Raw genomic sequence first — 24,120 nt, 5'->3', positions numbered from 1 at the left:
CCAGGCCCGTACCGGGGAATCCCGGAATCCCGCCGCTTTACGCCTCTCACCCCCATCGCGGCGAATAATCCCGTCAACCACAATAAGCAGTATGAAGACGTTAATCCGTCACAAAATCTGGTTGATGTGGGGCCCCCTGTGGCCTAGCCTCCGCCTCGTCACCATATCTTATCTGTAGGCACCTGCCCCGCTCGCCTGGGGCGGGTATGGGTTTCGTGCGCCTTTGTGGCGCTGCCCGTCGCCGTACCAGGGAGAGGCCAGTACCATGCGGATCGAGCGCCGTTTCACCATCGAAGGTCAGGACGCCTATGCGGACATCCCCTTCCGAACGGCCACCAGCGAGATCCGCAATCCCGATGGCTCCGTCGTCTTCCAGGCCAAGGATGTGGAGGTGCCGGCGGAATGGAGCCAGGTGGCCTGCGATATCCTGGCCCAGAAATATTTCCGTCGCGCCGGTGTGCCCGCCGCCCTGAAGGCGGTGGAGGAACATGATGTTCCCCCCTTCCTGTGGCGCCATGTGGCCGACGACAAGGTGCTGGCCACCCTCCCCGACTCCGAACGGCGCGGTGGAGAGACCTCTGCCCGGCAAGTGTTCGACCGGCTGGCCGGCACCTGGGCCTATTGGGGCTGGAAGGGCGGCTATTTCGATGGCGAATCGGATGCCGCCGCCTTCTATGACGAAATGCGCTTCATGCTGGCCCGCCAGATGGCGGCCCCCAACAGCCCGCAATGGTTCAATACCGGCTTGCACTGGGCCTATGGCATTGACGGCCCCAGCCAGGGCCATTTCTATGTCGACCCGAAGAGCGGGGAGCTGGTGGCGTCCAACAGCGCCTACGAACATCCCCAGCCCCATGCCTGCTTCATCCAGTCCGTTGCCGACGATCTGGTGAATGAGGGCGGGATCATGGACCTCTGGGTCCGTGAAGCCCGGCTGTTCAAATATGGTTCCGGCAGCGGAACGAATTTCTCCCGCCTGCGCGGGGAGCATGAGAAGTTGGCCGGCGGTGGCAAATCGTCGGGCTTGATGAGCTTCCTGAAAATCGGTGATCGCGCGGCAGGGGCCATCAAGTCCGGCGGCACCACCCGCCGGGCGGCCAAGATGGTAACGGTCGATCTCGATCACCCGGACATCGAAGCCTATATCGACTGGAAGGTGGTGGAGGAGCAGAAGGTTGCCAGCCTCGTCACCGGTTCCAAGCAGGTGTCGCGCCACCTGAACATGATCATGGCCGCCTGCAATGAGGGGATCGGACCGGATGCGGAACGGTTGGACCCGACGCAGAACCGCGCCCTGAAGCGCGCCATCATCGCCGCAAGGCGCGATCTGGTGCCGGAAAATTACATCCAGCGCGCCATCCAGATGGCGGGCCAAGGTTTCACCAGCTTCGATATGAAGAGCTTCGATACGGATTGGGATTCGGAGGCCTATCTCACCGTCTCCGGCCAGAATTCCAACAATTCCGTGCGCGTACCCGATGCCTTCCTGAACGCGGTGGAAAATGACGGTCCCTGGAACCTGATCCGCCGTACCGATGGCAAGGTGGCCAAGACGCTGCGCGCCCGCGACCTGTGGGACAAGATCGGGCTGGCCGCCTGGCAGTCGGCCGATCCGGGTGTGCAGTTCGACACCACCATCAATGATTGGCACACCTGCCCGGCGGCGGGGCGCATCAATGCGTCCAACCCCTGCTCGGAATATATGTTCCTGGACGATACGGCCTGTAACCTGGCGTCCCTGAACCTGATGGAATTCCGCCGGCCCGACGGTCGTTTCGATATCGAAAGCTTCAGCCATGCCTGCCGGCTGTGGACGCTGGTGCTGGAAATCTCCGTCCTGATGGCGCAGTTCCCCTCGCGCGAGATCGCCCGGCTGTCTTATGAATACCGCACGCTGGGGCTGGGCTTTGCCAATATCGGCGGCCTGCTGATGGCCGCCGGCCTGCCCTATGACAGCGAGGCCGGGCGATCCCTGACCGGGGCCATTACGGCGCTGATGACCGGTGTGTCCTATGCCACGTCGGCGGAGATGGCAGGCGAACTGGGCCCCTTCCCAGGCTTTGCCCCCAACCGCGACCATATGCTGCGCGTCATCCGCAACCATCGCCGTGCCGCCCATGGCGCCGCGACGGGTTATGAGGGGCTGTCGGTGGCCCCGGTGCCGCTGAAGGCCGCCGAGTGCCCCGATGCCGATCTGGTGGAGGCGGCGCGCGCCGCCTGGGACCGGGCTTTGGTGTTGGGCGAGCAGCATGGCTATCGCAACGCCCAGGCCACGGTGATTGCCCCCACCGGCACCATCGGGCTGGTGATGGATTGCGACACCACCGGCATCGAGCCGGACTTCGCGCTGGTGAAGTTCAAGAAGCTGGCCGGCGGCGGCTATTTCAAGATTATCAACCGCGTGGTGCCGGAGGCGCTGTCCCGCCTGGGCTATAGCGACGAACAGATCACCCGCATCGAACGCTATGCTGTGGGCAATGGCACGCTGGTCGGCGCGCCTGGCGTCACCCATGCCAAGCTGCGCGCCAAGGGCTTCACCGACGCGGAGATCGCCAAAGTCGAAGGCGCCCTGGAATCGGCCTTCGATATCAAGTTCGTCTTCAATAAATGGACGCTGGGCGTCGATTTCTGCCGCGACGTGCTGGGCGTATCGGAACAGGATCTGGATGCCTTCAGCTTCGACCTGCTGGCCCATCTGGGCTTCAGCCGGAAGGAGATTGAGGCCGCCAATGTCTATGTCTGCGGTGCCATGACTTTGGAGGGTGCGCCGGGCCTGCGCGACGACCATCTGCCGGTGTTCGATTGCGCCAGCCCCTGCGGCAAGATCGGCAAGCGCTACCTGTCGGCGGATGCCCATATCCGCATGATGGCCGCCGCCCAGCCCTTCATTTCCGGCGCCATCTCCAAAACCATCAACATGCCCAACCAGGCCCCGGTGGAGGCCTGCAAGGAAGCCTATATGCTGTCCTGGCGGCTGGGCGTGAAGGCCAATGCGCTCTACCGCGACGGCTCCAAACTCTCTCAGCCGCTGAACGCCCAGGTGCTGGAGGAGGATGAGGAGAGCTTCGACACTGACGAACAGACGCTGCTGGAAAAAATCGTGGAGGCTCCGGCGGCAGCCCGCGTGCCGCTGGTGGCGGAAAAGGTCGTCGAACGCGTTGTTGAGCGGGTGGTGGAAAAGGTTGTCCGCGCCCATGACCGAGAAAAGCTGCCGCAGCGGCGCAAGGGCTATACCCAGAAGGCCATGGTCGGCGGGCACAAGGTTTACTTGCGCACCGGCGAATATGAAGATGGGCGGCTGGGCGAGATTTTCATCGACATGCATAAGGAAGGCGCTGCCTTCCGGTCGATGATGAACAACTTCGCCATCGCCATCTCGCTGGGCCTGCAATATGGTGTGCCGCTGGAAGAATATGTCGAGGCCTTCACCTTCACCCGGTTCGAACCGTCGGGCATGGTGACGGGTAACGATGCCATCAAGATGTCCACCTCCATCCTGGATTATGTGTTCCGGGAACTGGCCATCTCCTATCTGGGCCGCAACGATCTGGCCCATGCCACGCCGGAGGATCTGTTGCCCGACACGATGGGCCGGGGCGATGCCCAGGCTGATCTGGCGGGCCTGCCGGAAGCCGCCAACCGCGCGCCGGAACTGCCGGACAATGCCGCACGGATGACGCAGGAAACCCTGGCCGCCGTGGCCCGCATCGCGTCCACCGGCTATGTCCGCTCCAACCTGCGCGTTGTGCCAGGCGGCCAGCAGGGGCGCATCGTCGCCGGCTTCCAGAACGCCACCACCGCCTATGCCGCCACCGGCACCGATGCGCCGACCGGCTACAGCAACGGGTCGGTTCACAGCGATGCCCTGTCCGGTACCAGCCTGCGCAGCGGCACGGTGGGAAGGAGCGATGCGCGGTTCGAACGGATCAAGGAAGCCCGCGCGCGCGGCTATGAAGGCGACCCCTGCCCCGAATGCGGTAATATGACCATGGTGCGTAACGGCACCTGCCTGAAATGCGACACCTGTGGCGGTACGACGGGGTGTAGCTGAGGCCATGCAGCGTCGGGGTGGGTCGGGGGAACCGACGGCATCCTGGCGGTGTTGATTGCTGAACAGGGGCTTCACCTCGGGATGGGCGGGCAGCATATATAATCCGCAGAAGCACGCCCCCTATCCTCGCCGGAGCCAGCCCATATGTCGCAAAAACCCTCTCCCCCGGCTGGTCTCCCCCCAGGAGATAAGGCTGTACTGACCGCCTTCAATCAGGCGCATCAAGAGGCTGGGAGTGGTGATTTCATCCAGGATGCGCGGCTATACTATACGCAGGCGCGTGGTATTTTCGCGGCCTGGGCCGGTCAGCCGGAAGATTCCCAGGCCCCGGTTGCGCTTTTATCGGCAAAACAAGCGGTATTGGCCGATGCGCAGCCGCGAAGGCTGACTGTTCCGCTGACCATCCAAGGGCATTCGCGCCCCGTTACTCTGTCGCTTGCCGCCACACGCGCCAGCGATGGCACGGTCAACGGGCTGGTCGGTGTCGGCCATCTGCAAGAAGGGGATAAGGACCGGCTGCCCGCCTCCCAGCTCTTCGCCAAGGCAAATCATGATCTGCGCCAGCCCTTCCAGGCTATGCGGCTGTTTTTACACCTGCTGGAAAGCAAAGCCAGCAACCCGGGCCAGGAAGAGTTGATCCAGCGGCTGGGCGACGCGGTGGGTTCGGCTGCCCATCAGGTGGGCAGTTTACTGGACCTTTCGGTTCTGCAGGCGGGCACGGCCAAAATTTCCGCCGGTGCCGTCGCGCTGGCCCCGCTTCTGAACCGGCTGATGGAGGAGTGCCAGGAGCAGGCAGTGAGCCTGGAGGTACGTTTGCGCCATGTGCCCAGCCGGCTGACGATAGTGAGCGACGGCATGATGCTGGAACGGTTGTTGCGCCAGTTGCTGGACAACGCCCTGCGCCATGCTGGGCGTGGCGGCAAGGTGTTGCTGGGTGTACGGCGGCAGGGGCATCAGGCGGCACTGGAGGTCTGGGACAACGGCCCCGGCATCGCCCGTGACGACCAGGTACACATCTTCCAGCCCTTTGTTCAGTTGGAAGAAGCCGGAACGGGGCGGCGGGGCTTGGGATTGGGGTTGGCCATCGTGCAGCAGGGTGCCCAGGCGCTGGGCCACCGGGTAACCGTACAAAGCCAGACCGGCAAAGGCAGTCGCTTCACCCTGCTGGCCAACCGGCACGGCATGGCCCCCCCTGTCAGCACAGCGACCATGGAGCCAGCACCAACCACGCCATTGGTGGCCGTGCTGGAGGATGATCGGCTGCAGCTGGCAGCGCTTGAGATGCTGTTGCAGGAATGGGGCTACCGCACCGCTGTCGGCGGCAGCCCGACAGCGTTGGACGAAGAACTGGCCGGGCGCAAGCCAGACCTGATCATCACCGACCTGCATCTGCCAGGCGGGCAGAGCGGCCCCGATCTGGTGCAGGCCCTGCGCGCCAGCTATGGCCGCGCGGTCCCCGCCCTCCTGCTGACCGGCGACGGTACGGCAGAAGCCCGCCGCAGGGCAGAGGCCGCCGGCATGGCGCTGATGGGCAAACCCGCCATGCCGCTCAGGCTGCGCCGCGCGGTGGAGTTGGCATTGGCAGGGGATCAGTGAGCGTCCGCGGCCTGAACCATGTCACCCTGTCGGTCAGCGACCTTGACCGTGCGCTTGCCTTTTACCGGGATCTGTTGGGGATGCGGCTGACCCTGCATTCCCCAAATGGGGCCTATCTGGTAGCGGGCAGCCTCTGGCTTTGCCTGCATCGACAACCAGACGGGGTGCAGGTACCGGAAAATGACTACAGCCACATCGCCTTCGATGTGGCAGAGGCCGATTTTCCGTCCCTGGCGGCGCGGGTCGCTGCGGTCGCCCCCTGCTGGCAACCCAACAGCAGCGAGGGGCTATCGCTCTATATGCTTGATCCAGACGGGCACCGGTTGGAACTGCATGTCGGCAATCTGGCCAGCCGGCTTTCCCATTATCGCCAGCATCCCCATCCCGCCAGATGGATCAGCCGCGATGACAGTGGAATATCTTGACGAAAGATCGCCTTAAAATTTACCATATAGATCAAAATCGCCATAAATAAGCGGCCTTTTATGTGGGACATACCATGAAAAAGTTGTTTGTCTCAGCATTGCTGCTCTTCACCTTTCTCGGCGTGCCCCTGGCAAATGGGGGTGAAAGACCGGTCACCGTGACGGGTACCGATGGGGCTACCTTGGCAGGCACCTTGCTTTTACCGGATGGCACGGCCCCGGCAGTGGGCTGGCCCGCCATTTTGCTGATCCAAGGCAGCGGCCCCACAGATCGCAACGGCAACAGCGCCGTGCTTCCTGACAAGCCCATCGATCTGTTGAAACAACTGGCTGAGGCCCTGGCGGGGAAAGGCATCGCCAGCCTGCGGCTGGATAAACGGGGTATGCAGGCCAATGCCGCCCAGATGCCGCATGACCCGGCAGCCATGGCGCAATTTTTTCGCTGGGGTGCCTTTGTCGGTGACCTTGCCGCCGCCTATGATGCTTTGGGCCGGGAAGCTGGCATCAATGGCGCACAGCGCGGCGTCATGGGCCATAGTGAGGGCGGGGCGCTGGTGCTCGCCGCCATTGACGAGGGGCGGATATCACCCGTCGCCGTCGTGCTGCTGGGAACTGCCTCGCGCCCGTTTGGCGATGTGATTGCCGATCAATTGCGGGCGCAAATGGCGCGGGCCAATGTGCCTGAACCGCCGCGCAAGGCCATTCTGGAAGCAGACGGGGCCATCCGTCGTGAGATCGTCAGCACCGGTCAGGTGCCGGCCCAGGTGCCTCCCGGCCTGCGGGGATTGTACCCGGCCTATATCGGCCCCTTCATGCAGGGGGCCCTCTCCTTGAACCCGCTCGGCGCACTGGCAAAGGTCAAAGCGCCGGTGCTGGTGGTCAACGGGGCCGATGATATCCAGATTTCGGCGGAAAAAGACGCTGGCCCCTTCCAAAAGGCATTGGCCAGCCGGCAGGATGGCAGCAGCGTCGCCATCCGCCCCGGGCTGAGCCATAATCTGAAGGAAAATCAGAATGGCGGGTTCACCGGCCCGGTCGAGCCGGCAACGCTGACACTGATCACCAGCTGGGTTTCGCAACATTTGGCACAGAAATGAAGCGTCCTGGCCCCGGCATCACGGTGCCGTGACGAAAACTGGCTCCACCTCCACCGGGAAATTCACCGAGCGGGCGATAAAGCACTTCTCATGTGCCGTATGATGCAGGTCGCGGGCCTTTTCCATATCGGCCTCTTTCGCCAATGTCAGCGTGGGGCGCAGCACGACACGGGTGAACTGCCCCTCCCCGCCCGGATGTTCCACCATCCAGCCTTCCGCCGCATCCTGATAATCCGTGACGACAATGCCAGCCCCGGCACAGAGCCCGAGATACCAGAGCTTGTGACAGGCTGACAGCGAGGCCAACAGCAGCTCCTCCGGGTTCCAGCGCGCCGGATCGCCCCGGAAGCTGGGATCGGACGAGCCGGCGATGGCGGGCTTGTCGCCCGCCGTGATCAGATGATCGCGCGAATAGGCACGATAGGCGCTGGTGCCCGTCCCCTGATTACCGGTCCAGGTGACGTTGACCGTGTAATGGTGCTGTTTGTCGCTGGCGCTCATCTTTCACGCTTCCTCATGCACGGGGTAAGGTCAGGCGGGCCGATAATCCCCCCAATGCCGCGTCCTCGTCCAGTTCCAGCGAGCCGCCATAGAGCCGGGCCAGATCATCGACAATAGCCAATCCCAGCCCGCTGCCCGGCACCGCCTCATCCAGGCGGGTGCCACGGGCCAGCACGGCGGCACGCCTGTCAGCCGGAATGCCCGGACCATTATCGGCCACGATGATGCAAAGCTGGCCGGGGCCGGCCGGGGCGGCGGAAAGCTGGATTCGCCCCGCACACCATTTGGCGGCATTATCCAGCAGATTGCCCACCATTTCCTGCAAATCCTGGCCTTCGCCGCGGAACAGCAGCCCATCGGACACCTGCAGATCAAGGGCAATATCCCGGTCCGGGTGCAGGCGCGGGATGGTGCGGGCCAGCCCGGCCAGGGCCGGGGCCACCGAGACGCGCAGCCCCGCCCCCCGGGCCATGGCCGCCGCCCGCGCGCGCGACAAATGATGGTCGATCTGGCGGCGCATCCGCTCCGTCTCCACCGCAATCAGCCGGGCGCTGTCGGCATCGGCCATGCTATGGGCGCTGTTGGCGATCACCGCCAGCGGGGTTTTCAAGGCATGGGCCAGATTGCCCGCCTGGGTGCGGGCGCGTTCCACCATATCGGCATTGTCGGCCAGCACTTGGTTCAGATCATCGACCAGCGGCTGCACCTCTGACGGAAAGGCACCTTGCACCCGTGTCGACTGCCCGGCCCGCAGGTCGGCCAGGGCCGCGCGCAGCCGGTCCAGCGGCACCAGCCCCAACCGCACCTGCACCAGGGCAGCCGCCAGCAGGCCCAGCGCCAGCACCCCCAGCGACAGGGCCAGCACGCGGGCGAAATTGCCCGTCGCTGCCTCCAGGGCGGCGGCATTGGCGGCAACGGCGATATCCAGCGGTTGATCCGCATCCGGCAGGCTGACCCGCCGTTCCCAGATCAGCAGCGTGCCCCCCTCCGGGGCGACGGCCCGGCGCAGATGCAGGGCGCCATCCGCCGGTACCGGGCCGCCGCCCGGCAAATCCTGATCCCACAGGGAGCGGGAGCGTAACCGCACCGCCCCCGCCTGCGACACCTGCCAGTAGAGGCCGGACAGCGGCCGTTCAAAACGCGGATCGCTCAATTCCCGCGCCAGCACCAGGGGCTGGTCAGCCCCCTGCCCCGGCAGCGATAAGGCGGCCGTCAACTGGTCCAGATGCTGTTCCATGGCGCGGGTCAAATCCGCCTCCACATGGCGGCGGAACAGGTCGGTCAGGGCCACGCCGGCCACCAGCAGCGCCAGCAGCACCCAGACCACCGCCAGCGCCAGCAGACGCCGCCCCAGGGAACCGACGCGCCCCATCAGGGCGCTGCCAGCCGATAGCCGAGACCGCGTTCAGTGTGGATCACGTCCACCCCCAGCTTGCGCCGTAGCCGGCCGATAAAGACCTCGATCGTGTTGCTGTCGCGGTCAAAATCCTGCGCATAGACATGTTCGGTCAGCTCCGTGCGGGAGATGACGCGGCCCTGGTGATGCATCAGGTAGGAAAGCACGCGCAATTCATGCGCCGTCAGCGTCACCGGCTGGCCCGCCACCGTCACCCGGCCGGCGCGGGTATCCAGCGCCACCGGCCCACAGGTGATCTCTGCCGCTGCCTGGCCGCCGGCCCGGCGGATCAGGGCGCGCACGCGGGCCAGCAGTTCTTCCATGCGAAAGGGTTTGGCCAGATAATCATCGGCCCCGGCATCCATACCCTCCACCTTTTCCTGCCAGGTGCCGCGCGCCGTCAGGATCAGCACCGGCATGGTACGCCCTGCCGCCCGCCAGCCGCGCAGCACCGACAGCCCGTCCCGCCGGGGCAGGCCCAGATCCAGCACAACGGCGTCATAGGGTTCGGTCTCCCCCATGAAGGCCGCCTCCTCCCCATCGGGAGCCGTGTCAACGGCATAGGGGGCGGCTTCCAAGGCGGCGCGCAACTGCTCTCGCAGTTGCGGATCATCCTCCACCACCAGCAGGCGCATCAATCCTTCTCCGGCCTATGTCCGTGCTTCGGTTCGGTCAACCCTGCCCCCTTGGCTTTCAGCAGGGTGCCGGTACGCGCATCGTAGCGCAGTTTGATCAGCCTTCCATCCGGCGACAGCAGCTCAATATCATAGACGATGGCATCGTCCTTCTCCTCCAGCTCCACTTCCAGCAGGCGGCCAGGAAAGGCTGCCTCCGCCCGCGTCACAATATCGCGCAGGGGCAGCACCTCCCCCCGCTGCAGGGCGGTGCGGGCGCGGTCATGGTCGGGCCGGGCATCGCCGGCCGCCATCGGCGCCAGAGGTACAGCCAGAAGGGTGAGGGCCAGCACGGCCAGGGGGGGAAACAGGTTTCGCATGTGAACCAATATGAGGGCGCCAAGCTGAACGGCCGATGAACGGGCCATTCAGCATCAGTTCAGGGCAGATGCATCAGAAGGGGTTTATACCCGCTGCCCGAAATCATGACCGTTGGTCACGCTTTCAGGCCCCTCAATCGCCGGCGTCGCCATCCGGCGCCTTGGCTACGCGGCATGTGCCGCGCGGCGGCAGTCGCCGCCGTATCATCGGTCAAGAATCCTGACCGATGATCTTATCCCCCCAATTGGAAGGATTATGACAATGAAGACCCGGAACCTGAAGATCGCCGCCCTGACGCTCGCCACCGGCCTGATCGCCCTGCCGCTGGGTGGTTTCGCCCTGGCGCAGAATGCCACCCCCGCCGCCACCCCGGCCGCCACACCCGCCATCCCCCAGGGTCAGCCGTTGGGCATGACGCAGATCATCGATCATCTGTCGGCCAAGGGCTACAGCGAAATCCGTGAGGTGGAGCGCAAGAGCGACAAGCTGTTCGAGGTGAAGGCCCGTGACAGCCAGGGGGTCCGTCGTGAATTGCTGGTGGATGCCCGCAGCGGTGAAATCCTGAAAGATGAGCGCGACTAACCACCAGACGGACAGCGAAATTTTCGCAACTGTACCCCCATCCCGCATCGGGATGGGGGCTTGACTTGAATCAAGGCGGCCAAATCGTTTCCGGTGCCAACTTTCCCCCAGTTAGTGATGACTTTTTTGGGGGGTTGGCCCGTGAACCGCATTTACCGCCTGCCGGTGGCCACAAAGGTGGCTGCCATGAACGCTTTCGGTCTTCTGTTGCTCTGCGCCCTGATCCTGGGCTTTGCCGATCAGCAGATGAGTGCCGCCATGGAACGCAACGCCTACGCCACCCAGACGCTATCCATGCAACTGGCCTGGAACGCGGTGAAGAACGAAGGCACCCCCAGCCTGAAGGATGGCAAGCTGTTCGCCGGTGACACCGCGCTGGAGGGCAACCAACCCTTGATACAAGCCATCGCCAACATTACCGGCGGTCGCGTCACCCTGTTCAAGGGTGATATCCGGGTGGCCACCAATGTCACCGGTGCCGATGGCAAGCCGGCCGTCGGGACAAAACTAACCAGTCAAGAAGCCCGCCAGGCAGTGCTGGGCCAAGGCCAGCCGTACCGTGGCGAAGTGGATATCCTGGGGGAGCGTTATTACGCCGCCTATGATCCCATCACGGACGCCAGCGGTAAAACCATCGGCATCCTTTATGTCGGCCTGCGCAAGGCCGACCTGTTCGCCGAGTTCAACCGGGCCCTGAAATGGATCGTGCTGGGCGGCGGGTTGATCGCGCTGGCCATCATCCTGGGTGGCCATGCCGCCACCGCCCGCCTGCTCCGGCCATTGCGCTCGCTGCGGGAAACCATGGATGCCATGCGCACCGGTGACCTGTCGCGCACCGTGGAGGGCACGGAGCGGCTGGATGATGTGGGCGCCATGGCCCGTGCCGTCGCCGTGTTCCGCGATGGGTTGGCGGAAACCGAGGCGCTGCGCGCCGCGCAGGAGGAAGAGCGCCAGGCCGCCGAAGGCCGCCGCGTCGAAGCCCTGGCCGCCATGGCCGACACGGTGGAACGCGAAACCGGCAGTGCCGTGGACCGCGTTTCCGAACGCACCCATATGATGGAGGATGAGGCCGACCGCATGGCCGCCGCCGCCCGCCGCGTCGGGGCCAATGCAGAGGGGGTGGCCGCCGCCGCCGCCCAGGCGCTGGCCAATGCCCAGACGGTGGCCAGCGCCACCAACCAGCTGACCGCCTCCATCCAGGAAATCGGCAGTCAGGTGGCCCATTCCAGCGACGCCACCGCCCGCAGCGTGCAGGCCGGCAGCGAAGCCGTTTCCGCCATCGACGCGCTGGCCGGTGCCGTGTCGCAGATCGGCGACGTGGCACAGATGATCGCCGACATCGCCGCCCAGACCAACCTGCTGGCCCTGAACGCCACCATCGAGGCAGCCCGCGCCGGGGAAGCCGGCAAGGGCTTCGCCGTGGTGGCGGGTGAGGTGAAGAATCTGGCCGGGCAGACGGCGCGGGCGACGGAGGATATCAACCGCCGCATCGCTGAAATCCAGCATGTACGCGACCGGGCGCTGGCCGCCGTGCATGATATCGGTGACCGCGTGGGCGAGCTGAACGAGGTATCGGCCGGCATCGCCGCTGCCGTGGAACAGCAATCCGCCGCCACCGCCGAAATCGCCCGCAATGTGGAACAGACCGCCCAGGCCGCGCGGGAAGTATCCTCCCGCATTGCCGAGGTGTCACAGGAGGCTGCCGCCACCGACAATGCCGCCGGCACGGTGCGCACCGCCTCGCACGGGCTGGCCGAGGCGGTAACGGCGCTGCGCGGTACCCTGGTGCGGGTGGTCCGCCAGTCCGCCGAGGAGGCGGAAAAGCGCCCGGCCCGCCGTTTCGTGCTGGACCGCGACGCCACAGCCGAAACCAAGGCCGGGCAGAAGCGGGTGCGGGTGCAGAATATTTCCGAAGCCGGGGTGACGCTGGCCGGTCTGGATGCCAATACGGCCCGCGGCGTACTGGTGCTGGATGGTCTGCGCCTGCCCTTCCACGGGCTGAAGGCCACCGACCGCCATTTGCACGCCGCCTTTGAACTGGACGCGGTAACAGCCAAGGCCTTCCTGGACCGGCTGCCGCAACTGGTGGATGGTTGTCAGGAACTGGCCGCGTAAAACCGATGGCGGGAAGGCCCGAACGGGCCTTCCCTCACCATTCCGGCTGCCAGTTGATACCGGCCACCAGCCGCTTGCCGCAAGGGCCGGGGGCATCTTCCCGGTCCAGACCCGGCGTGTCGGAGAAGGTGAGCGACAGCGACACCGTGTTGATGCTGTAGAAGAGGCCCACAGCCCATTCATTGTAATCCGGTCCCGCGCGGTCTTCCCGCTGGTTCCATTGCCGCCCGACATGGCCGAACAGGGCGAAATTTTCATCCAGCTGCCATTGGGTTTCCAAGGCCAGATACAGCGCGTCCCCGGCATGTCCGGAATTATCCGGCGTGGCGATGGCAATCAGGCCGATCTGACCCCGCTCCGTAACGGGCTGGTGCAGCACGGCGGAAAATTCCCACAGATTGGCATCGCTGTCGGACGGCGCACCGGGATAGCCGATCCAGGTCGCCGCCAGCTCAAGATCTCCATCAGCGATCTGCCAATCCTTGGCCAGGTAGAAATCCACCTCCGACCAGTTATTGCCCTCCCCCTCGCCGATGGTGGAGGCCCAACTCCCCAGGGTGAACCCCTCACCCAGCGCGCGGGCCAAGCCCAGTTGCAGCGCCGGCTTGCCACCGGAATTGCTGAGGCCACGGTCGACATAATCGGTGACGATGGCCGCGTCCGCAGACCAATCCTGGGCCAGCGCTGCCTGTGATGGCAGAAGCACCAGCGCACAAAAACCGAGAATACCACCGAACAGGTTCGATAACCCATGGTGGCCTGCGACCGCCGGATCAGCATTCCCTTGTTTGGCAAGCCAACCAGCATGATCGCAGCACCTGGTGTTTGACAGAAGACACCAATACCAAGAGTCACGCCCATGGGCTGTTGGTATAAGCGGGCTATAAACCTTCATCATTCTATCACCGCCATGTGATCAGACGGCGTCTGCTCGCAATCAATGCAAGCTGCACCATTCTTTTTTCATCCTGGAAGGATAAAAAGGGCAGTTGGTCAAAGCCATACGAATGAAGGTTCAAAAGCAGTAGATTCAACCGGCAAAGGCACCAAAATTTATTCTTTGTGCGCTGATATTAAGAGATATTTTCATTTGCTGGTCGAGCCCTTTTGGAAACGCTATAAACCAGCCGGTCTGATACATCGGGGCGTATATTGGAATTTTTATTTAATAAATAAGAAACAAGGGATTGACGATAATAAAAAAAGCGGTTTCCGGCTGACCGGAAACCGCTGCAACAACATACGAAATCCTCAGCCCTGGCGGAACGGGCGGCGCGTCGGGGCGGCACCGCCGGCTTCGCGGGCCTCGCCACGGCGTTCGCCGCGGAATTCCCGCCGGCCTTCGCCGCCAGCGTTAGCACCCTGGTCGCGGAAATCGGCGCGGCCTTCACCACCATGGCCGTGGGGACGGCCCTTGCTGGCATGGGGCTTGTAGGGGTTGGTCTTGTGCGGATGCGGACCACGGGCCGGACGCTCACCAGCCACCTCACCGCCCACCGGGGCGGCATCGGGGGACCAACCACGGCGTTCGCCGCCACCATTGTGCGGACGGTCGCCATGCTGTTCCTGCGGACGGGGCTGATAGCCTTCGCCGGCCGGACGCTCGACCCGCTCGCCACCGGCAAAACGGTCCTCGCGGCGTTCACGGCGCTCGCCGTTCCAGCCACCCTGGCCGCCCTGCTCACCCTCACGGCGCGGGCCACCACGATAGCCGCCGCCCTGGCCATAGCCACCACGATTGCCACCGAAGGACTTGCCGCCGCCGCCATAGCCACCCTTGCCGAACGGCTTGCCGCCGGCACCGGCGGGACGGAACTTGCGCTCCTGCTCCGGCATCGGCTCCAGGCCCGGCAGGGTGGTCTGCACATGCGGCTGACCGGTGTACTGTTCAATCGCACGGACCAGATTGCGGTCCTGGCGGGTGAACAGGCTGTAGGAAATGCCGGTGGCGCCAGCGCGGCCGGTACGGCCGATGCGGTGAACATAATCTTCCGCCACGCGCGGCAGGTCGAAATTGATGACGTGGCTGATGTCGGAAATGTCAATGCCGCGGGCGGCCACATCCGTGGCGACCAGAACATTGATGCGGCCATCGCGCATCCATTGCACCACGCGGTTACGCTCGCGCTGCTGCATGTCGCCATGCAGCGGCATGGCACGGTGGCCCTTGTCGGACAGTTGGTCGGCCATCACATCGCAATCGGCCTTGGTAGCCATGAACACGATGCCCTTGCCGAAAGCCTCATCCTCCAGCAGGCGGGCCAGCAGCTTGTGCTTATGGTCCAGCCCGTCGGCGCGCAGCCAATGCTGGGTGATGGAAATGTTGGTGACGGTCTTGCCGGCCACGTCCACGCGGACGGGGTCCTTGGTCAGGCTGTTGGCCAGCTTTTCCGCCGTGCGGTCCAGCGTAGCGGTGAACAGCATGGTCTGGCGGCCCTGCGGGCAGGCGCCGGCAATCTGTTCCACCGCATCGCGGAAGCCCATGTCCAGCATCCGGTCGGCTTCGTCCAGCACCAGCATTTCAACGCAGCTAAGATCGACCTTGCCATTTTCCAGATGGTCGATCAGGCGGCCCGGCGTGGCGACGATCAGGTCGGCGCGGCGGCGCAGCATTTCGATCTGGGCGCGATAAGGCATACCGCCCAGCACCGAACCGGTCTGGATACGGCCGAACTTGGACAGGATGCGCACCTGATCCAGCACCTGGGTAGCCAGTTCGCGGGTCGGGGTCAGCACCAGGACGCGCGGGCCCCAGGAACCGGCATCACGCGGGGTGGCGGCGATACGGGCCAGCGCCGGCAGCACGAAGGCCGCCGTCTTGCCGGTACCGGTATTGGCCGACGCCACAACGTCGCGGCCTTCCAGGGCTGCAGGAATGGCCTGGGCCTGAATGGGGGTGGGATTGACATAACCCAGCTCTTCCACGGCCTGCAGCAGGGAGGTCGGGAGGGCGAGTTCGGCAAAGGTAATGGTCACGGTCAAAGCGATATCTTCTCAAGCAGACGACCCAAGGCTTCGCCCACCGCCGCAATCAAGCGGCGGGGCACGGGCAAAGCGCAAAGGCTGCGGGGTGCCGGACTTTGCGGCACCAACGCGATTGCGCATGAGCGGCTTGACTTGTTCGGAGAGCGAAGGGGGCAGCCATCCACCGGGGACAGGCACCTTGAAACGACCCGACTCAATCTCGGGGCGTTCAATAGGGCGGCACATAGGTCCGCCGGGGCCCCTCAGCCACTCGGTGATGGCGGATAGATAGGGGCATTGCCGCCGCAACGCCAGACAATTCCACCACAAGGCTGGGCAGCGCCCGGCGCAGGGCGCTGCGCCGATCAAGCCCATGGCGGATTGAAGGGAAACAGGGTTGCACTATACTCCCCGGCGTTTCGCCTGATGGGCGAAGGAAACGGAGGTTCCATGCACCAGACCGACGCCGAAACCCAGTGCCTGCTGGGTGCAGTCAACACCCCCCTGACCCGCCGGATGTTTGCCGTGACCAGCCTTGCCACCGGATTCGCCCTGTCCACCCTGCCCGTCTCCGCCCAGACCATCACCACGCCCGCCGAGGGGCTGCTGGCAGGTGAGGTGAAAATCCCCGTGGGCGACGGCGAACTGCCAGCCTATCGCGCCCAGCCGGCAGGCAAGGGTCCGTTCCCGGTGGTGCTGGTGGTGCAGGAAATTTTCGGGGTGCATGAACATATCAAGGATGTCTGCCGACGCTTTGCCCGGCAAGGCTATCTGGCCATCGCGCCGGAGCTTTATGCCCGCCAGGGCAATCCCGCCGGGATCAGTGACATTCAGACCCTGATCAAGGATATCGTCAACAAGGTGCCCGATGCGCAGGTGATGGCCGACCTGGACAGCACCGTCGCCTGGGCCAAGGCCAATGGCGGCGATACGGCACGGCTGGGGGTGACCGGTTTCTGCTGGGGCGGACGCATCACCTGGCTTTATGCCACCCACAATCCGGCCGTGAAGGCCGGTGTCGCCTGGTATGGCCGGCTGGTCACGCCGGGAACGGCGCTGCAGCCCATGGTGCCGGTGGATCTGGTGCAGAAGCTGAATGCCCCGGTGCTGGGGCTTTATGGCGGCAAGGATAGCGGCATCCCGCTGGAGGATGTGGACCGGATGCGCGCCGCCCTGAAGGCAGCGGGCAAGGCCAGCAGCGAGATCCATGTCTATCCGGATGCACCGCACGGCTTTTATGCCGATTACCGGCCCAGCTATCGCCCGGAAGAGGCGGCGGACGCCTGGAAACGCTGCATCGGCTGGTTCAAGGCCAACAAGGTCGGGTAATCATGCCACCCTTTCTGGCGGCCATCGCCCTGGTGCTGTTCTGCCAGTTGCTGGGGGAGGCGCTGGCGAGGGCCAGTACCCTGCCTTTGCCCGGCCCGGTGCTGGGGGCGGTGCTGTTGTTCGCGCTGATCGTCTGGCGCGGTGGGCCGGGGGAGGCGTTGCGCAGCTTCGCCGACGGCCTGCTGCGCCATCTCTCCTTATTGTTCGTACCGGCGGGGGTGGGGCTGATCCAGCATCTGGACCGGCTGGCGGCGGAATGGCTGGCGGTGGGGGTGGCGCTGGTCGGCTCCACCATCCTGACCCTGCTAGTCACCGGGGGGGTCTTCACGCTGGTGGCCCGCTGGCAGGAAAGGCGGCGGGGGCACGGTTAGGACCAATCTGCCCTTGCAGATTGGAGGCTGGCGACTGCCAGCCCGGCGCACATGCGCCGCGAGCCAAGCCGCCGGATGGCGGCGCCCGGCACTTGAGGGAACATATCGTCATGAATCTCTGGGTCTATCTGGCGACCACGCCGCTTTTCTGGCTGACGGCGACGATTCTGGCCTTTCTGGTCGCCGGCTGGGTGCATGAAAAGGTCGGGCGGCCGCCCTGGGCCAACCCGGTGGCGCTGTCCATCCTGCTGCTGATGGGGGTGTTGTTCGCCACCCGCACCCCCTACCCCACCTATTTTGCCGGCGCCCAGTTCGTGCATTTCATGCTGGGGCCGGCCACGGTCTGTCTGGCGGTGCCGTTCTGGACGCACCGGCATGATGTGCGTGCTATGGCCCTGCCGCTGCTGGCCGCCATCCTGGCTGGCGTCGTCACGGCGATCAGCAGTGCGGTGGGGCTGGCCTGGTGGCTGGGGGCGGATCGGCTGACTGTCGCCTCCATCGTGCCGAAATCGGTGACGGCACCGGTGGCCATGGGCATTGCCGAACAGATCGGCGGCCTGCCCTCGCTCACCGCCGCCCTGGTGCTGGGTACTGGCATCCTGGGGGCGATGATCGGCCCCGGTGTGCTGCGACTGGCGGGCCTGCGCGACCCGCGTGCCATGGGCACGGCCATGGGCTGCGCCTCCCATGGCATCGCCACGGCTGCCGCCTTCCAGATCGATCCCAAGGCTGGAACCTATGGCGGCATCGCCATGGCCTTGTCCGGCCTGTTGACGGCGGTGCTGGTATCGCTGGCGGTGCTGGTGCTGGGTTAAGCCCGCCCCGCCAGACAGATCAGCCCCGGCACCGGCTGGCCCCGGTCGGTGCGGGTGCTGTGATGGCGCAGGGTGCGGATGGTGAAACCGGCCTGCGCCAGCGCTTCCCGCACATGGAATTCAGAGTGGGCGAAGCGGCGGCCTTCATGCAGCAGGAAACCGTCCGGTTGGTCCACCCATTCACAGGTGAAGGCGAACAGCCCGCCCGGCCGCAGAACTTTGGCCGCCGCCGCCATCACCGGCCGCAGATCACCCAGATAAACCAGCACATCGGCCGCCAGCAGCAGATCGGCACTTCGCGGGCGCTGCGACAGGCTTTCCACCAGTTCCCCCACCCATAGTTCATTATAGATGTCGCGGGCACGCGCCTTCTCCACCATGCGGGGGGAGAGGTCAAATCCAGCCAGATGGCGCGCCATATCCCGCACGGCCAGGCCCGCCAGACCGGTGCCACAACCGGCATCCAGTATATCGCGCCCACCGCCGACACCCTGTTCATCCAGCAGGGCCCGCAGCGCACCCGGCGCATCATAGTGCAGACGGCCGACCAGTTCGCGGTCGAACCGGTCGGCATAGGTATCGAACAGGGCCCGCACAAAGGTGGCCGGTAGGTCGGCCGGCACATCGGCCGCCGCCAACTGGTCCAGCAGTGACTGGGCACCCGCCAAATCGTCGGGGTCCAGCTCCAGTGCCCGGCGCAGGTTGGCGCTGGCCTTGGCCGGTTCCGCCAGCGCCAACCAGCCACGCGCCTGCGCCACCATGGCAAAGGGAAGCGCCGGATCGGCCGGATGCGCCTGGGCCAGGGCGGTAGCCAATGCCTCCACCGCTGGCAAAGGCTCACCTGCCGCCGTCAGAATAAAGGCAATGTCGCGCAGCGATTCCAGATCGTGCGGGGCCAGAAAGATGGCTTCGCGTGCGTGGGCGACCGCAGCCTCTCTCTCCCCCACCTCCAGACACAGCCGGGCCATATGACGATGGGCGACCGGCTCGTCACCCCGCTGGGCAAGCATTTCCGCACAGAAACGCCGCGCCTGCCCCCGCCTTTCCGGCAACTGCATCAGGGATGTCAGGCTGGCCCGCCGCCAGGGCCCATGGCCGGGATCATCGGCCAGCGCACGGGTGAACAAAGCGACGGCCTGTTCATGTTCCCCGTCTTCGGCCCTTAATTCGGCCAGCAGGCCGGCGATCTCCCCCCCTGCCCCCTGCTCTGTTGCCTGATACAGGATGGCGATGGCGCCGCTGCGATCTCCCTGGTCAAGCAGTTCGAAGGCGCGCGCGAGGGTGTTTGTCATGATCGTCTTGTGGGCAGGAAGGGCGAATGGCGTTGCTATATCACGCCGTTTTTCCGGCGAGAGCCGGCGGCCCACGCTGGGCAGACCCAGCCCTTTTGCCGAAAAAGGAGTCTTTCTGTGCTTTTGCCGCACCAGTTGGAGTTTTTTCTGGTTGACCCAATGCGCGGCATCTGGGATTGATATGCGGCCGGCGCATAGAGCCGGTGTTCGATATAGGGAGCGGTCACCGCATTTCGTAACGGTGGCCTGATTGCGGCGCCCGCGCACAAGCGGGCACATGGCGGAAAGAACCGGATTGGCCGGACCTGACGCCACCAACGGACCGGAGCCTGGGATGACCGATACGACGATGCGTGAGCACCGCAAGGCCAAGCCCAGCCCATTTGCGTCCGGTCGCCTGATCTCCCGTATCGCCGCTGCTACATTTGCCTTTATCGGTCTCGGCCTCGTCGCCGGGCAGGCACAAGCCGGCTGCACCAACCATATTCTGGCCGCCGAAAAAGAATTCAACATTCCCAAGGGCATGTTGCTGGCCGTCTCCCTGGTGGAGAGCGGTGGTGGCGGCACCCCCAGCCCCTACATCATGAACGTGCGCGGTCGCGCCGTGTTCCCGGGGAACGAGACGGAAGCAGCCCGTTACCTGCGTGACAGCAAGGGCAATCTGCGCGACGGCGTTTTCGCCGGCTGTATGCAGCTCTCCCTGGCCCATCACAAGCAGGCCTTCCGCCCGGTTGAAAAGATCGTCAATCCGGAAGCCAATGTCCGCTACGCCGCCCGTTATCTGGTGCAATTGCGCCAGGAGGTGGGGAGCTGGGCCGGCGCCGTTGCCCGTTACAATGGTTCCGCCGGCTTCAAGGCGGCTGCCTATCAGTGCAAGGTGCAGCGCCAGTTGGTCAGCCTGGGTGCGGAGCAGAGCGCTTCGCTGATCGATGCTCGCAATTGCGGCGACACCGACGCCCCGTCGATTGCGCCGCGCACCCGCCGCGCCTTCGAACAGCATAGCAATACGCCGGTCGGTTGATCGGCTGTTTTGCATCTAACCAATGGACAAGGCCCGGCAGTGACATCGCTGCCGGGCCTTGTTGTTTTTGCCCCTCACAACAGGCGGGGTTGCGTCGCTTTACCGGCACCCGGCAGCAGTTCCGGCACGGCTTCGGCCAGCATGTCGCTGGCGGCCTCATCCAGCAGCGCATCCAGGGCGCTGCCATAGACCTGTTCGCGCCCGATCTCAAGCAACACCGGCACCGCCAGGGGGGAGATGCGATCCAGCCGACGATGCTGGATGCGGCCCTTGACCCGGCCCAGCATGTCGGACAGGCGGCGCACATCGGTCAATCCCGCCGCTGCATCGGCACGGGTGGCGCGCAGCAGCACATGGCCGGGCTCGTGTTTGCGTAACACATCATAGATCAGATCGGCGCTGAAGGTGACCTGCCGCCCCGTCTTCTCCAATCCCGGATGCCGGCGTTCGATCAAGCCGGCAATGATGGCGACGTTGCGGAACAGCCGTTTCAGCATAGAGGATTCCTCCATCCAGGCTTCCAGATCGTCGCCCATCATGTCCTGATCAAACAGGAAATCCAGGTCGGTGGCCGGCTTCAGCGCCCAGGTGGCCAGCACATAATCGGTCGCCACGAACCCCAGCGGGTGCAGCCCCGCCCGCTCCATCCGCCGTGTCAGCAACATGCCCAGCGTCTGGTGGGCATTGCGCCCTTCAAAGCAATAGGCAACGAGGAATTCCTTGCCGGCGCGCGGAAAGGTCTCCACCAGCAGGCCTGAGCGGTCCGGCAGGGTGGAGCGATATTGCTGCAGCCGCAGCCATTCCTGCACCGTTTCCGGCAGCCGATCCCAATGGCGGGGATTTTCCAGCAGCCCGCGCACCCTTTCGGCCAGATGGGTGGAAAGCGGCAGCCGCCCGCCGGCATAGGCGGGTACCTTCGGTGTCCCCTCCCCGCCCTTGGCGACAATCACCTCCGTCTCCCGCACACCAACGAATTTCAGCAATTGGCCGGCAAAGACGAAACTGTCGCCCGGCACCAGTCCATTGACGAAATATTCCTCCACCCGGCCCAGCACCGCCCCGCGGTTCAGCCGGACATTCAGCATGATCTCTTCAACAATGGTGCCGACATTCAGCCGGTATTGCCGGCTCACCTGCGGGTTGGCGGCCCGCCACAACCCATCCTCATCCCGCGTCAGCCGTTTGAAGCGATCATAAGCACCCAGCGCATAGCCACCGGTCGCCACGAAATCAAACACATCGTCAAATTCATCGCGTGACAGGTCGGCATAGGGGGCCGCCCGCACGACCTCCCCGTAGAGCGCATCGGCGCTGAAGGGGGCGGAACAGGCGGTGCCGGTCATGTGCTGCGCCAGCACATCCAGCGCACCCGGCCGCATCGGGTCACCATCCAGGGTGCCGTCGGCAATGGCCTCCACCGCCGCCTCGCATTCCAGCACCTCAAATCGGTTGCCGGGCACCAGCAGCGCCTTGGAGGGCTCATCCAGCCGGTGGTTGGCCCGGCCGATGCGTTGCAACAGGCGCGACACGCCCTTAGGCGCGCCGACCTGCACCACCAGATCAATCCCCGCCCAGTCGATCCCCAGATCCAGGGAAGAGGTGGCGACGACAGCACGGAGTTTTCCGGCGGCCATGGCCGCTTCCACCTTGCGGCGCTGTTCCACCGCCAGACTGCCATGGTGCAGGGCGATTGGCAGGTTCTCGGTATTCAGCCGCCAGAGTTCCTGAAAGGCCAATTCTGCCTGGGCGCGGGTATTGACGAAAACCAGCGTCGTGCCATGGTCGCGGATGCGCTGATAGACCTCCGCCAGCGCGTGCAGCGCCATATGGCCGGCCCAGGGCAGATATTCCTTGGTCGCCAATATCTCCACCGTCGGCCGCGCCCCGGCCCGGCCCAGCACCGTGCGCACCGGGGCCAACTCCCCCTCATCATCATGCAGACGACCGGTGGGGGAGAGATAGGCCACCAGCGCATCAGGATCGGCCACCGTGGCCGACAAGCCCGCCCGCAAGGCGCCGGGTGCCAGGGTGGAAAGCCGCGCCAGGCCCAGCGCCAGCAGGTCACCCCGCTTGCTGCCGGCCAGCGCGTGCAACTCATCAATCACGATCCGTCGCAGTGGCCGGAAAATATCCGCCGCTTCGGGGTAGGAGAGCATCAGGGCCAGGCTCTCCACTGTCGTCATCAGGATATGCGGTGGTCTGGAGCGCTGGCGGGCACGCTTGGCCTCCGGTGTGTCACCGGTGCGGGTTTCGGCCCGGATGGGCAGGCGCAGGCTGGCAATGGGCGTTTCCAGATTGCGCTGGATATCCACCGCCAGCGCCTTCAGCGGCGAGATATAGAGCGTGTGCAACCCCTCACGCGGGCGCTCCGACAGATCAATCAGGGTCGGCAGAAAGCCCGCCAGCGTCTTGCCCGCCCCGGTCGGTGCGATCAACAGCGCGTGCTGCCCGTCGGCCGCCGCACGCACCATCGCCACCTGATGGTCGCGCGGCACCCAGCCCTGCGAGCGAAACCAGCCGGCAATGGCGGGGGGGACCAGATTATCGACGGGCTCAAGCGCATCCATCGGCGCATCATGGCGGAACGCAGCACGAACGGAAAGGGTGATTGCTGGCAAGTATCCTTTAAACGAAGCTCATTAGACTAAGTTTGTCGGAGGGGACCATGACGCGCGTGGTGAACTTCCACGAAGCCAAGACCAACCTTTCCCGTCTGGTCGAAGACACCGTGAAGGGCGAGAAATTTATCATCGCCAAGGCCGGCAAACCGCTGGTCAAGGTGGTTCCCCTTGCCGCGATTGAGAAGCCCCCACGCCGGTTGGGAATGCTGGCCGGTTATTTCTGGTACCCGATGAGTTTGATGAGCTGGGGCGAGCAGAAATTGATGCCATTCGACCGGATATTGATCGCCCAGGCGAATATTGAAGGTTTATTGTTGCTGACGGCAGACAGCACCATTGCCCACTACCCCGGCCCCATATAACTGATCTAAAGTAGATTGCAGAAAGGTGAAATGACCTTTTGGCGTGAATCCGCTCGCAGGCAGACTCATCTAGGGCCACACGGCCAAGCTGAAAAAGACGGTGCAGCCAGGGTGAAAATCGGCCAGGGTCGGGGGGATGGAGAAATCATGACAGCTTCCCTCGCCTATCACATCCGCCTTGCGACGAGGCCGGATATCCCCAACCTGATGCATATCCGACTTTCGGTGCGGGAAAATATCCTGTCCAACCCCGCCAGGGTGCCGGAGAGTGCTTATTACCCCTTCATCGAACAAGGATCGCTTTGGTTATGCGAACAAGCCACAGGCGAATGTCTGGGGTTTGCCGCCGCTGATCTGCGGGATGGCAGCATCTGGGCGCTTTTCATTTTCCCTGAGGCGGAGGGCCGGGGCATCGGACAAAGCCTGATGGAACGGATGATCGGCGATCTGCGCCGCGCCGGCTGGCAACAGGCGACCTTATCCACCCAGCCAGAAAGCCGCGCCGCCGCTTTTTACCAGCGCAATGGCTGGGCACCGGACGGGATGACCAGCGGCGGCGACCAGATTTTTATCCGCCCGCTGTGAGC

The 24,120-nt window shown here is 64.6% G+C and carries 19 protein-coding genes and 1 pseudogene; 12 read left to right on the top strand and 8 right to left on the bottom strand.

The genetic code is table 11. The features are described from left to right. Window positions 1-265 precede the first annotated feature (265 nt). The 4 genes from GE253_RS07730 (at window position 266) to GE253_RS07715 (ending at window position 7,169) form a co-directional block, all read left to right on the top strand. Window positions 266-4,051 carry a vitamin B12-dependent ribonucleotide reductase gene (locus tag GE253_RS07730; RefSeq protein ID WP_153203565.1) on the top strand — a complete coding sequence of 1,262 codons (3,786 nt, stop codon included), beginning with the start codon at window positions 266-268 and terminating at the stop codon, window positions 4,049-4,051. A gap of 144 nt (window positions 4,052-4,195) precedes the next feature. Next, entirely contained in the window at window positions 4,196-5,647 is a 1,452-nt protein-coding gene (locus GE253_RS07725) for a hybrid sensor histidine kinase/response regulator (RefSeq protein WP_153203564.1), read from the top strand. Next, window positions 5,644-6,072 carry a VOC family protein gene (locus GE253_RS07720; RefSeq protein WP_348770789.1) on the top strand — a complete coding sequence of 143 codons (429 nt, stop codon included), beginning with the start codon at window positions 5,644-5,646 and terminating at the stop codon, window positions 6,070-6,072. Before GE253_RS07725 ends, GE253_RS07720 begins: the two co-directional genes overlap by 4 nt. Window positions 6,073-6,146: 74 nt before the next feature. Further along, window positions 6,147-7,169, top strand: coding sequence for an alpha/beta fold hydrolase (locus GE253_RS07715; RefSeq protein ID WP_153203563.1), 1,023 nt, complete (start codon window positions 6,147-6,149; stop codon window positions 7,167-7,169). Between the two features lie 18 nt (window positions 7,170-7,187). On the opposite strand, the gene GE253_RS07710 is transcribed toward GE253_RS07715, so the two are convergent. From GE253_RS07710 to GE253_RS07695, 4 genes are read right to left on the bottom strand one after another with little or no spacing between them, the layout of a single operon-like run. Next, entirely contained in the window at window positions 7,188-7,670 is a 483-nt protein-coding gene (locus tag GE253_RS07710) for an OsmC family protein (RefSeq protein ID WP_153203562.1), read from the bottom strand. A gap of 13 nt (window positions 7,671-7,683) precedes the next feature. Next, window positions 7,684-9,042: a sensor histidine kinase gene (locus tag GE253_RS07705; protein WP_153203561.1), complete on the bottom strand. Its 1,359-nt coding sequence runs from the start codon at window positions 9,040-9,042 to the stop codon at window positions 7,684-7,686. Beyond that, complete coding sequence (locus GE253_RS07700; RefSeq protein ID WP_153203560.1) at window positions 9,042-9,701, bottom strand: response regulator transcription factor; 660 nt, start codon at window positions 9,699-9,701, stop codon at window positions 9,042-9,044. The genes GE253_RS07705 and GE253_RS07700 overlap by 1 nt, the downstream gene beginning before the upstream one ends. Beyond that, entirely contained in the window at window positions 9,701-10,060 is a 360-nt protein-coding gene (locus tag GE253_RS07695) for a PepSY domain-containing protein (RefSeq protein WP_153203559.1), read from the bottom strand. Before GE253_RS07695 ends, GE253_RS07700 begins: the two co-directional genes overlap by 1 nt. A 262-nt stretch (window positions 10,061-10,322) precedes the next feature. Here GE253_RS07695 and GE253_RS07690 point away from each other — a divergent pair, with 262 nt between their 5' ends. Both GE253_RS07690 and GE253_RS25795 read left to right on the top strand, forming a co-directional pair. Next, window positions 10,323-10,643 (top strand): PepSY domain-containing protein, encoded by a 321-nt coding sequence (locus tag GE253_RS07690; RefSeq protein ID WP_173012553.1) that lies wholly within the window; start codon window positions 10,323-10,325, stop codon window positions 10,641-10,643. 141 nt (window positions 10,644-10,784) lie between these two features. Further along, window positions 10,785-12,758, top strand: a complete 1,974-nt coding sequence (locus GE253_RS25795) for a cache domain-containing protein (protein WP_173012552.1) — start codon at window positions 10,785-10,787, stop codon at window positions 12,756-12,758. Between the two features lie 34 nt (window positions 12,759-12,792). Here GE253_RS25795 and GE253_RS07675 read toward each other — a convergent pair whose 3' ends face one another. Both GE253_RS07675 and GE253_RS07670 read right to left on the bottom strand, forming a co-directional pair. Continuing rightward, window positions 12,793-13,653 (bottom strand): TorF family putative porin, encoded by an 861-nt coding sequence (locus GE253_RS07675; RefSeq protein WP_282183199.1) that lies wholly within the window; start codon window positions 13,651-13,653, stop codon window positions 12,793-12,795. 356 nt (window positions 13,654-14,009) lie between these two features. After that, entirely contained in the window at window positions 14,010-15,734 is a 1,725-nt protein-coding gene (locus GE253_RS07670; RefSeq protein ID WP_348770815.1) for a DEAD/DEAH box helicase, read from the bottom strand. 438 nt (window positions 15,735-16,172) lie between these two features. On the opposite strand from GE253_RS07670, the gene GE253_RS07665 reads away from it, so the two are divergent. From GE253_RS07665 to GE253_RS07655, 3 genes are all read left to right on the top strand, one after another. After that, on the top strand, window positions 16,173-17,051 hold the full coding sequence (locus tag GE253_RS07665; RefSeq protein WP_153203554.1) for a dienelactone hydrolase family protein: 879 nt from the start codon (window positions 16,173-16,175) through the stop codon (window positions 17,049-17,051). A gap of 2 nt (window positions 17,052-17,053) precedes the next feature. Next, complete coding sequence (locus tag GE253_RS07660) at window positions 17,054-17,422, top strand: CidA/LrgA family protein (protein WP_153203553.1); 369 nt, start codon at window positions 17,054-17,056, stop codon at window positions 17,420-17,422. Window positions 17,423-17,532: 110 nt separating this feature from the next. After that, entirely contained in the window at window positions 17,533-18,237 is a 705-nt protein-coding gene (locus GE253_RS07655) for an LrgB family protein (protein WP_153203552.1), read from the top strand. Here the strand turns inward: GE253_RS07655 and GE253_RS07650 are convergent. Continuing rightward, window positions 18,234-19,529 (bottom strand): methyltransferase domain-containing protein, encoded by a 1,296-nt coding sequence (locus tag GE253_RS07650; protein WP_153203551.1) that lies wholly within the window; start codon window positions 19,527-19,529, stop codon window positions 18,234-18,236. The two genes, GE253_RS07655 and GE253_RS07650, sit on opposite strands and share 4 nt — an antisense overlap. 334 nt (window positions 19,530-19,863) lie before the next feature. Here GE253_RS07650 and GE253_RS07645 point away from each other — a divergent pair, with 334 nt between their 5' ends. Next, window positions 19,864-20,550, top strand: coding sequence for a transglycosylase SLT domain-containing protein (locus GE253_RS07645; RefSeq protein WP_153203550.1), 687 nt, complete (start codon window positions 19,864-19,866; stop codon window positions 20,548-20,550). A 74-nt stretch (window positions 20,551-20,624) separates the two neighbouring features. Here GE253_RS07645 and GE253_RS07640 read toward each other — a convergent pair whose 3' ends face one another. Beyond that, the gene (locus tag GE253_RS07640) at window positions 20,625-23,117 is read right to left on the bottom strand and encodes a ligase-associated DNA damage response DEXH box helicase (RefSeq protein WP_153203549.1); all 2,493 of its coding nucleotides are present in this window, start codon (window positions 23,115-23,117) and stop codon (window positions 20,625-20,627) included. Between the two features lie 98 nt (window positions 23,118-23,215). On the opposite strand from GE253_RS07640, the pseudogene GE253_RS07635 reads away from it, so the two are divergent. Together GE253_RS07635 and GE253_RS07630 are read left to right on the top strand one after the other, a co-directional pair. Then, window positions 23,216-23,475 (top strand): annotated as a pseudogene (locus GE253_RS07635) (type II toxin-antitoxin system prevent-host-death family antitoxin). A 205-nt stretch (window positions 23,476-23,680) separates the two neighbouring features. Then, complete coding sequence (locus tag GE253_RS07630) at window positions 23,681-24,118, top strand: GNAT family N-acetyltransferase (RefSeq protein WP_211101386.1); 438 nt, start codon at window positions 23,681-23,683, stop codon at window positions 24,116-24,118. Window positions 24,119-24,120: the final 2 nt, after the last annotated feature.

Source organism: Niveispirillum sp. SYP-B3756 (genome assembly GCF_009495745.1).
In the GTDB taxonomy this organism is placed as follows: Bacteria; Pseudomonadota; Alphaproteobacteria; order Azospirillales; family Azospirillaceae; genus Niveispirillum.
This window is presented reverse-complemented; position numbering and strand designations above follow the sequence as displayed.

What these genes read in the sequence shown, in the direction of transcription:
- GE253_RS07700 (WP_153203560.1), bottom strand. Translation starts at nt 9,701, where the DNA reads ATGCGCCTGCTGGTGGTGGAGGATGATCCGCAACTGCGAGAGCAGTTG.
- GE253_RS07650 (WP_153203551.1), bottom strand. Translation starts at nt 19,529, where the DNA reads ATGACAAACACCCTCGCGCGCGCCTTCGAACTGCTTGACCAGGGAGAT.
- GE253_RS07710 (WP_153203562.1), bottom strand. Translation starts at nt 7,670, where the DNA reads ATGAGCGCCAGCGACAAACAGCACCATTACACGGTCAACGTCACCTGG.
- GE253_RS07655 (WP_153203552.1), top strand. Translation starts at nt 17,533, where the DNA reads ATGAATCTCTGGGTCTATCTGGCGACCACGCCGCTTTTCTGGCTGACG.
- GE253_RS07725 (WP_153203564.1), top strand. Translation starts at nt 4,196, where the DNA reads ATGTCGCAAAAACCCTCTCCCCCGGCTGGTCTCCCCCCAGGAGATAAG.
- GE253_RS07640 (WP_153203549.1), bottom strand. Translation starts at nt 23,117, where the DNA reads ATGGATGCGCTTGAGCCCGTCGATAATCTGGTCCCCCCCGCCATTGCC.
- GE253_RS07690 (WP_173012553.1), top strand. Translation starts at nt 10,323, where the DNA reads ATGAAGACCCGGAACCTGAAGATCGCCGCCCTGACGCTCGCCACCGGC.
- GE253_RS07645 (WP_153203550.1), top strand. Translation starts at nt 19,864, where the DNA reads ATGACCGATACGACGATGCGTGAGCACCGCAAGGCCAAGCCCAGCCCA.
- GE253_RS07705 (WP_153203561.1), bottom strand. Translation starts at nt 9,042, where the DNA reads ATGGGGCGCGTCGGTTCCCTGGGGCGGCGTCTGCTGGCGCTGGCGGTG.
- GE253_RS07715 (WP_153203563.1), top strand. Translation starts at nt 6,147, where the DNA reads ATGAAAAAGTTGTTTGTCTCAGCATTGCTGCTCTTCACCTTTCTCGGC.
- GE253_RS07730 (WP_153203565.1), top strand. Translation starts at nt 266, where the DNA reads ATGCGGATCGAGCGCCGTTTCACCATCGAAGGTCAGGACGCCTATGCG.
- GE253_RS07675 (WP_282183199.1), bottom strand. Translation starts at nt 13,653, where the DNA reads ATGAAGGTTTATAGCCCGCTTATACCAACAGCCCATGGGCGTGACTCT.
- GE253_RS07695 (WP_153203559.1), bottom strand. Translation starts at nt 10,060, where the DNA reads ATGCGAAACCTGTTTCCCCCCCTGGCCGTGCTGGCCCTCACCCTTCTG.
- GE253_RS07665 (WP_153203554.1), top strand. Translation starts at nt 16,173, where the DNA reads ATGCACCAGACCGACGCCGAAACCCAGTGCCTGCTGGGTGCAGTCAAC.
- GE253_RS07660 (WP_153203553.1), top strand. Translation starts at nt 17,054, where the DNA reads ATGCCACCCTTTCTGGCGGCCATCGCCCTGGTGCTGTTCTGCCAGTTG.
- GE253_RS07630 (WP_211101386.1), top strand. Translation starts at nt 23,681, where the DNA reads ATGACAGCTTCCCTCGCCTATCACATCCGCCTTGCGACGAGGCCGGAT.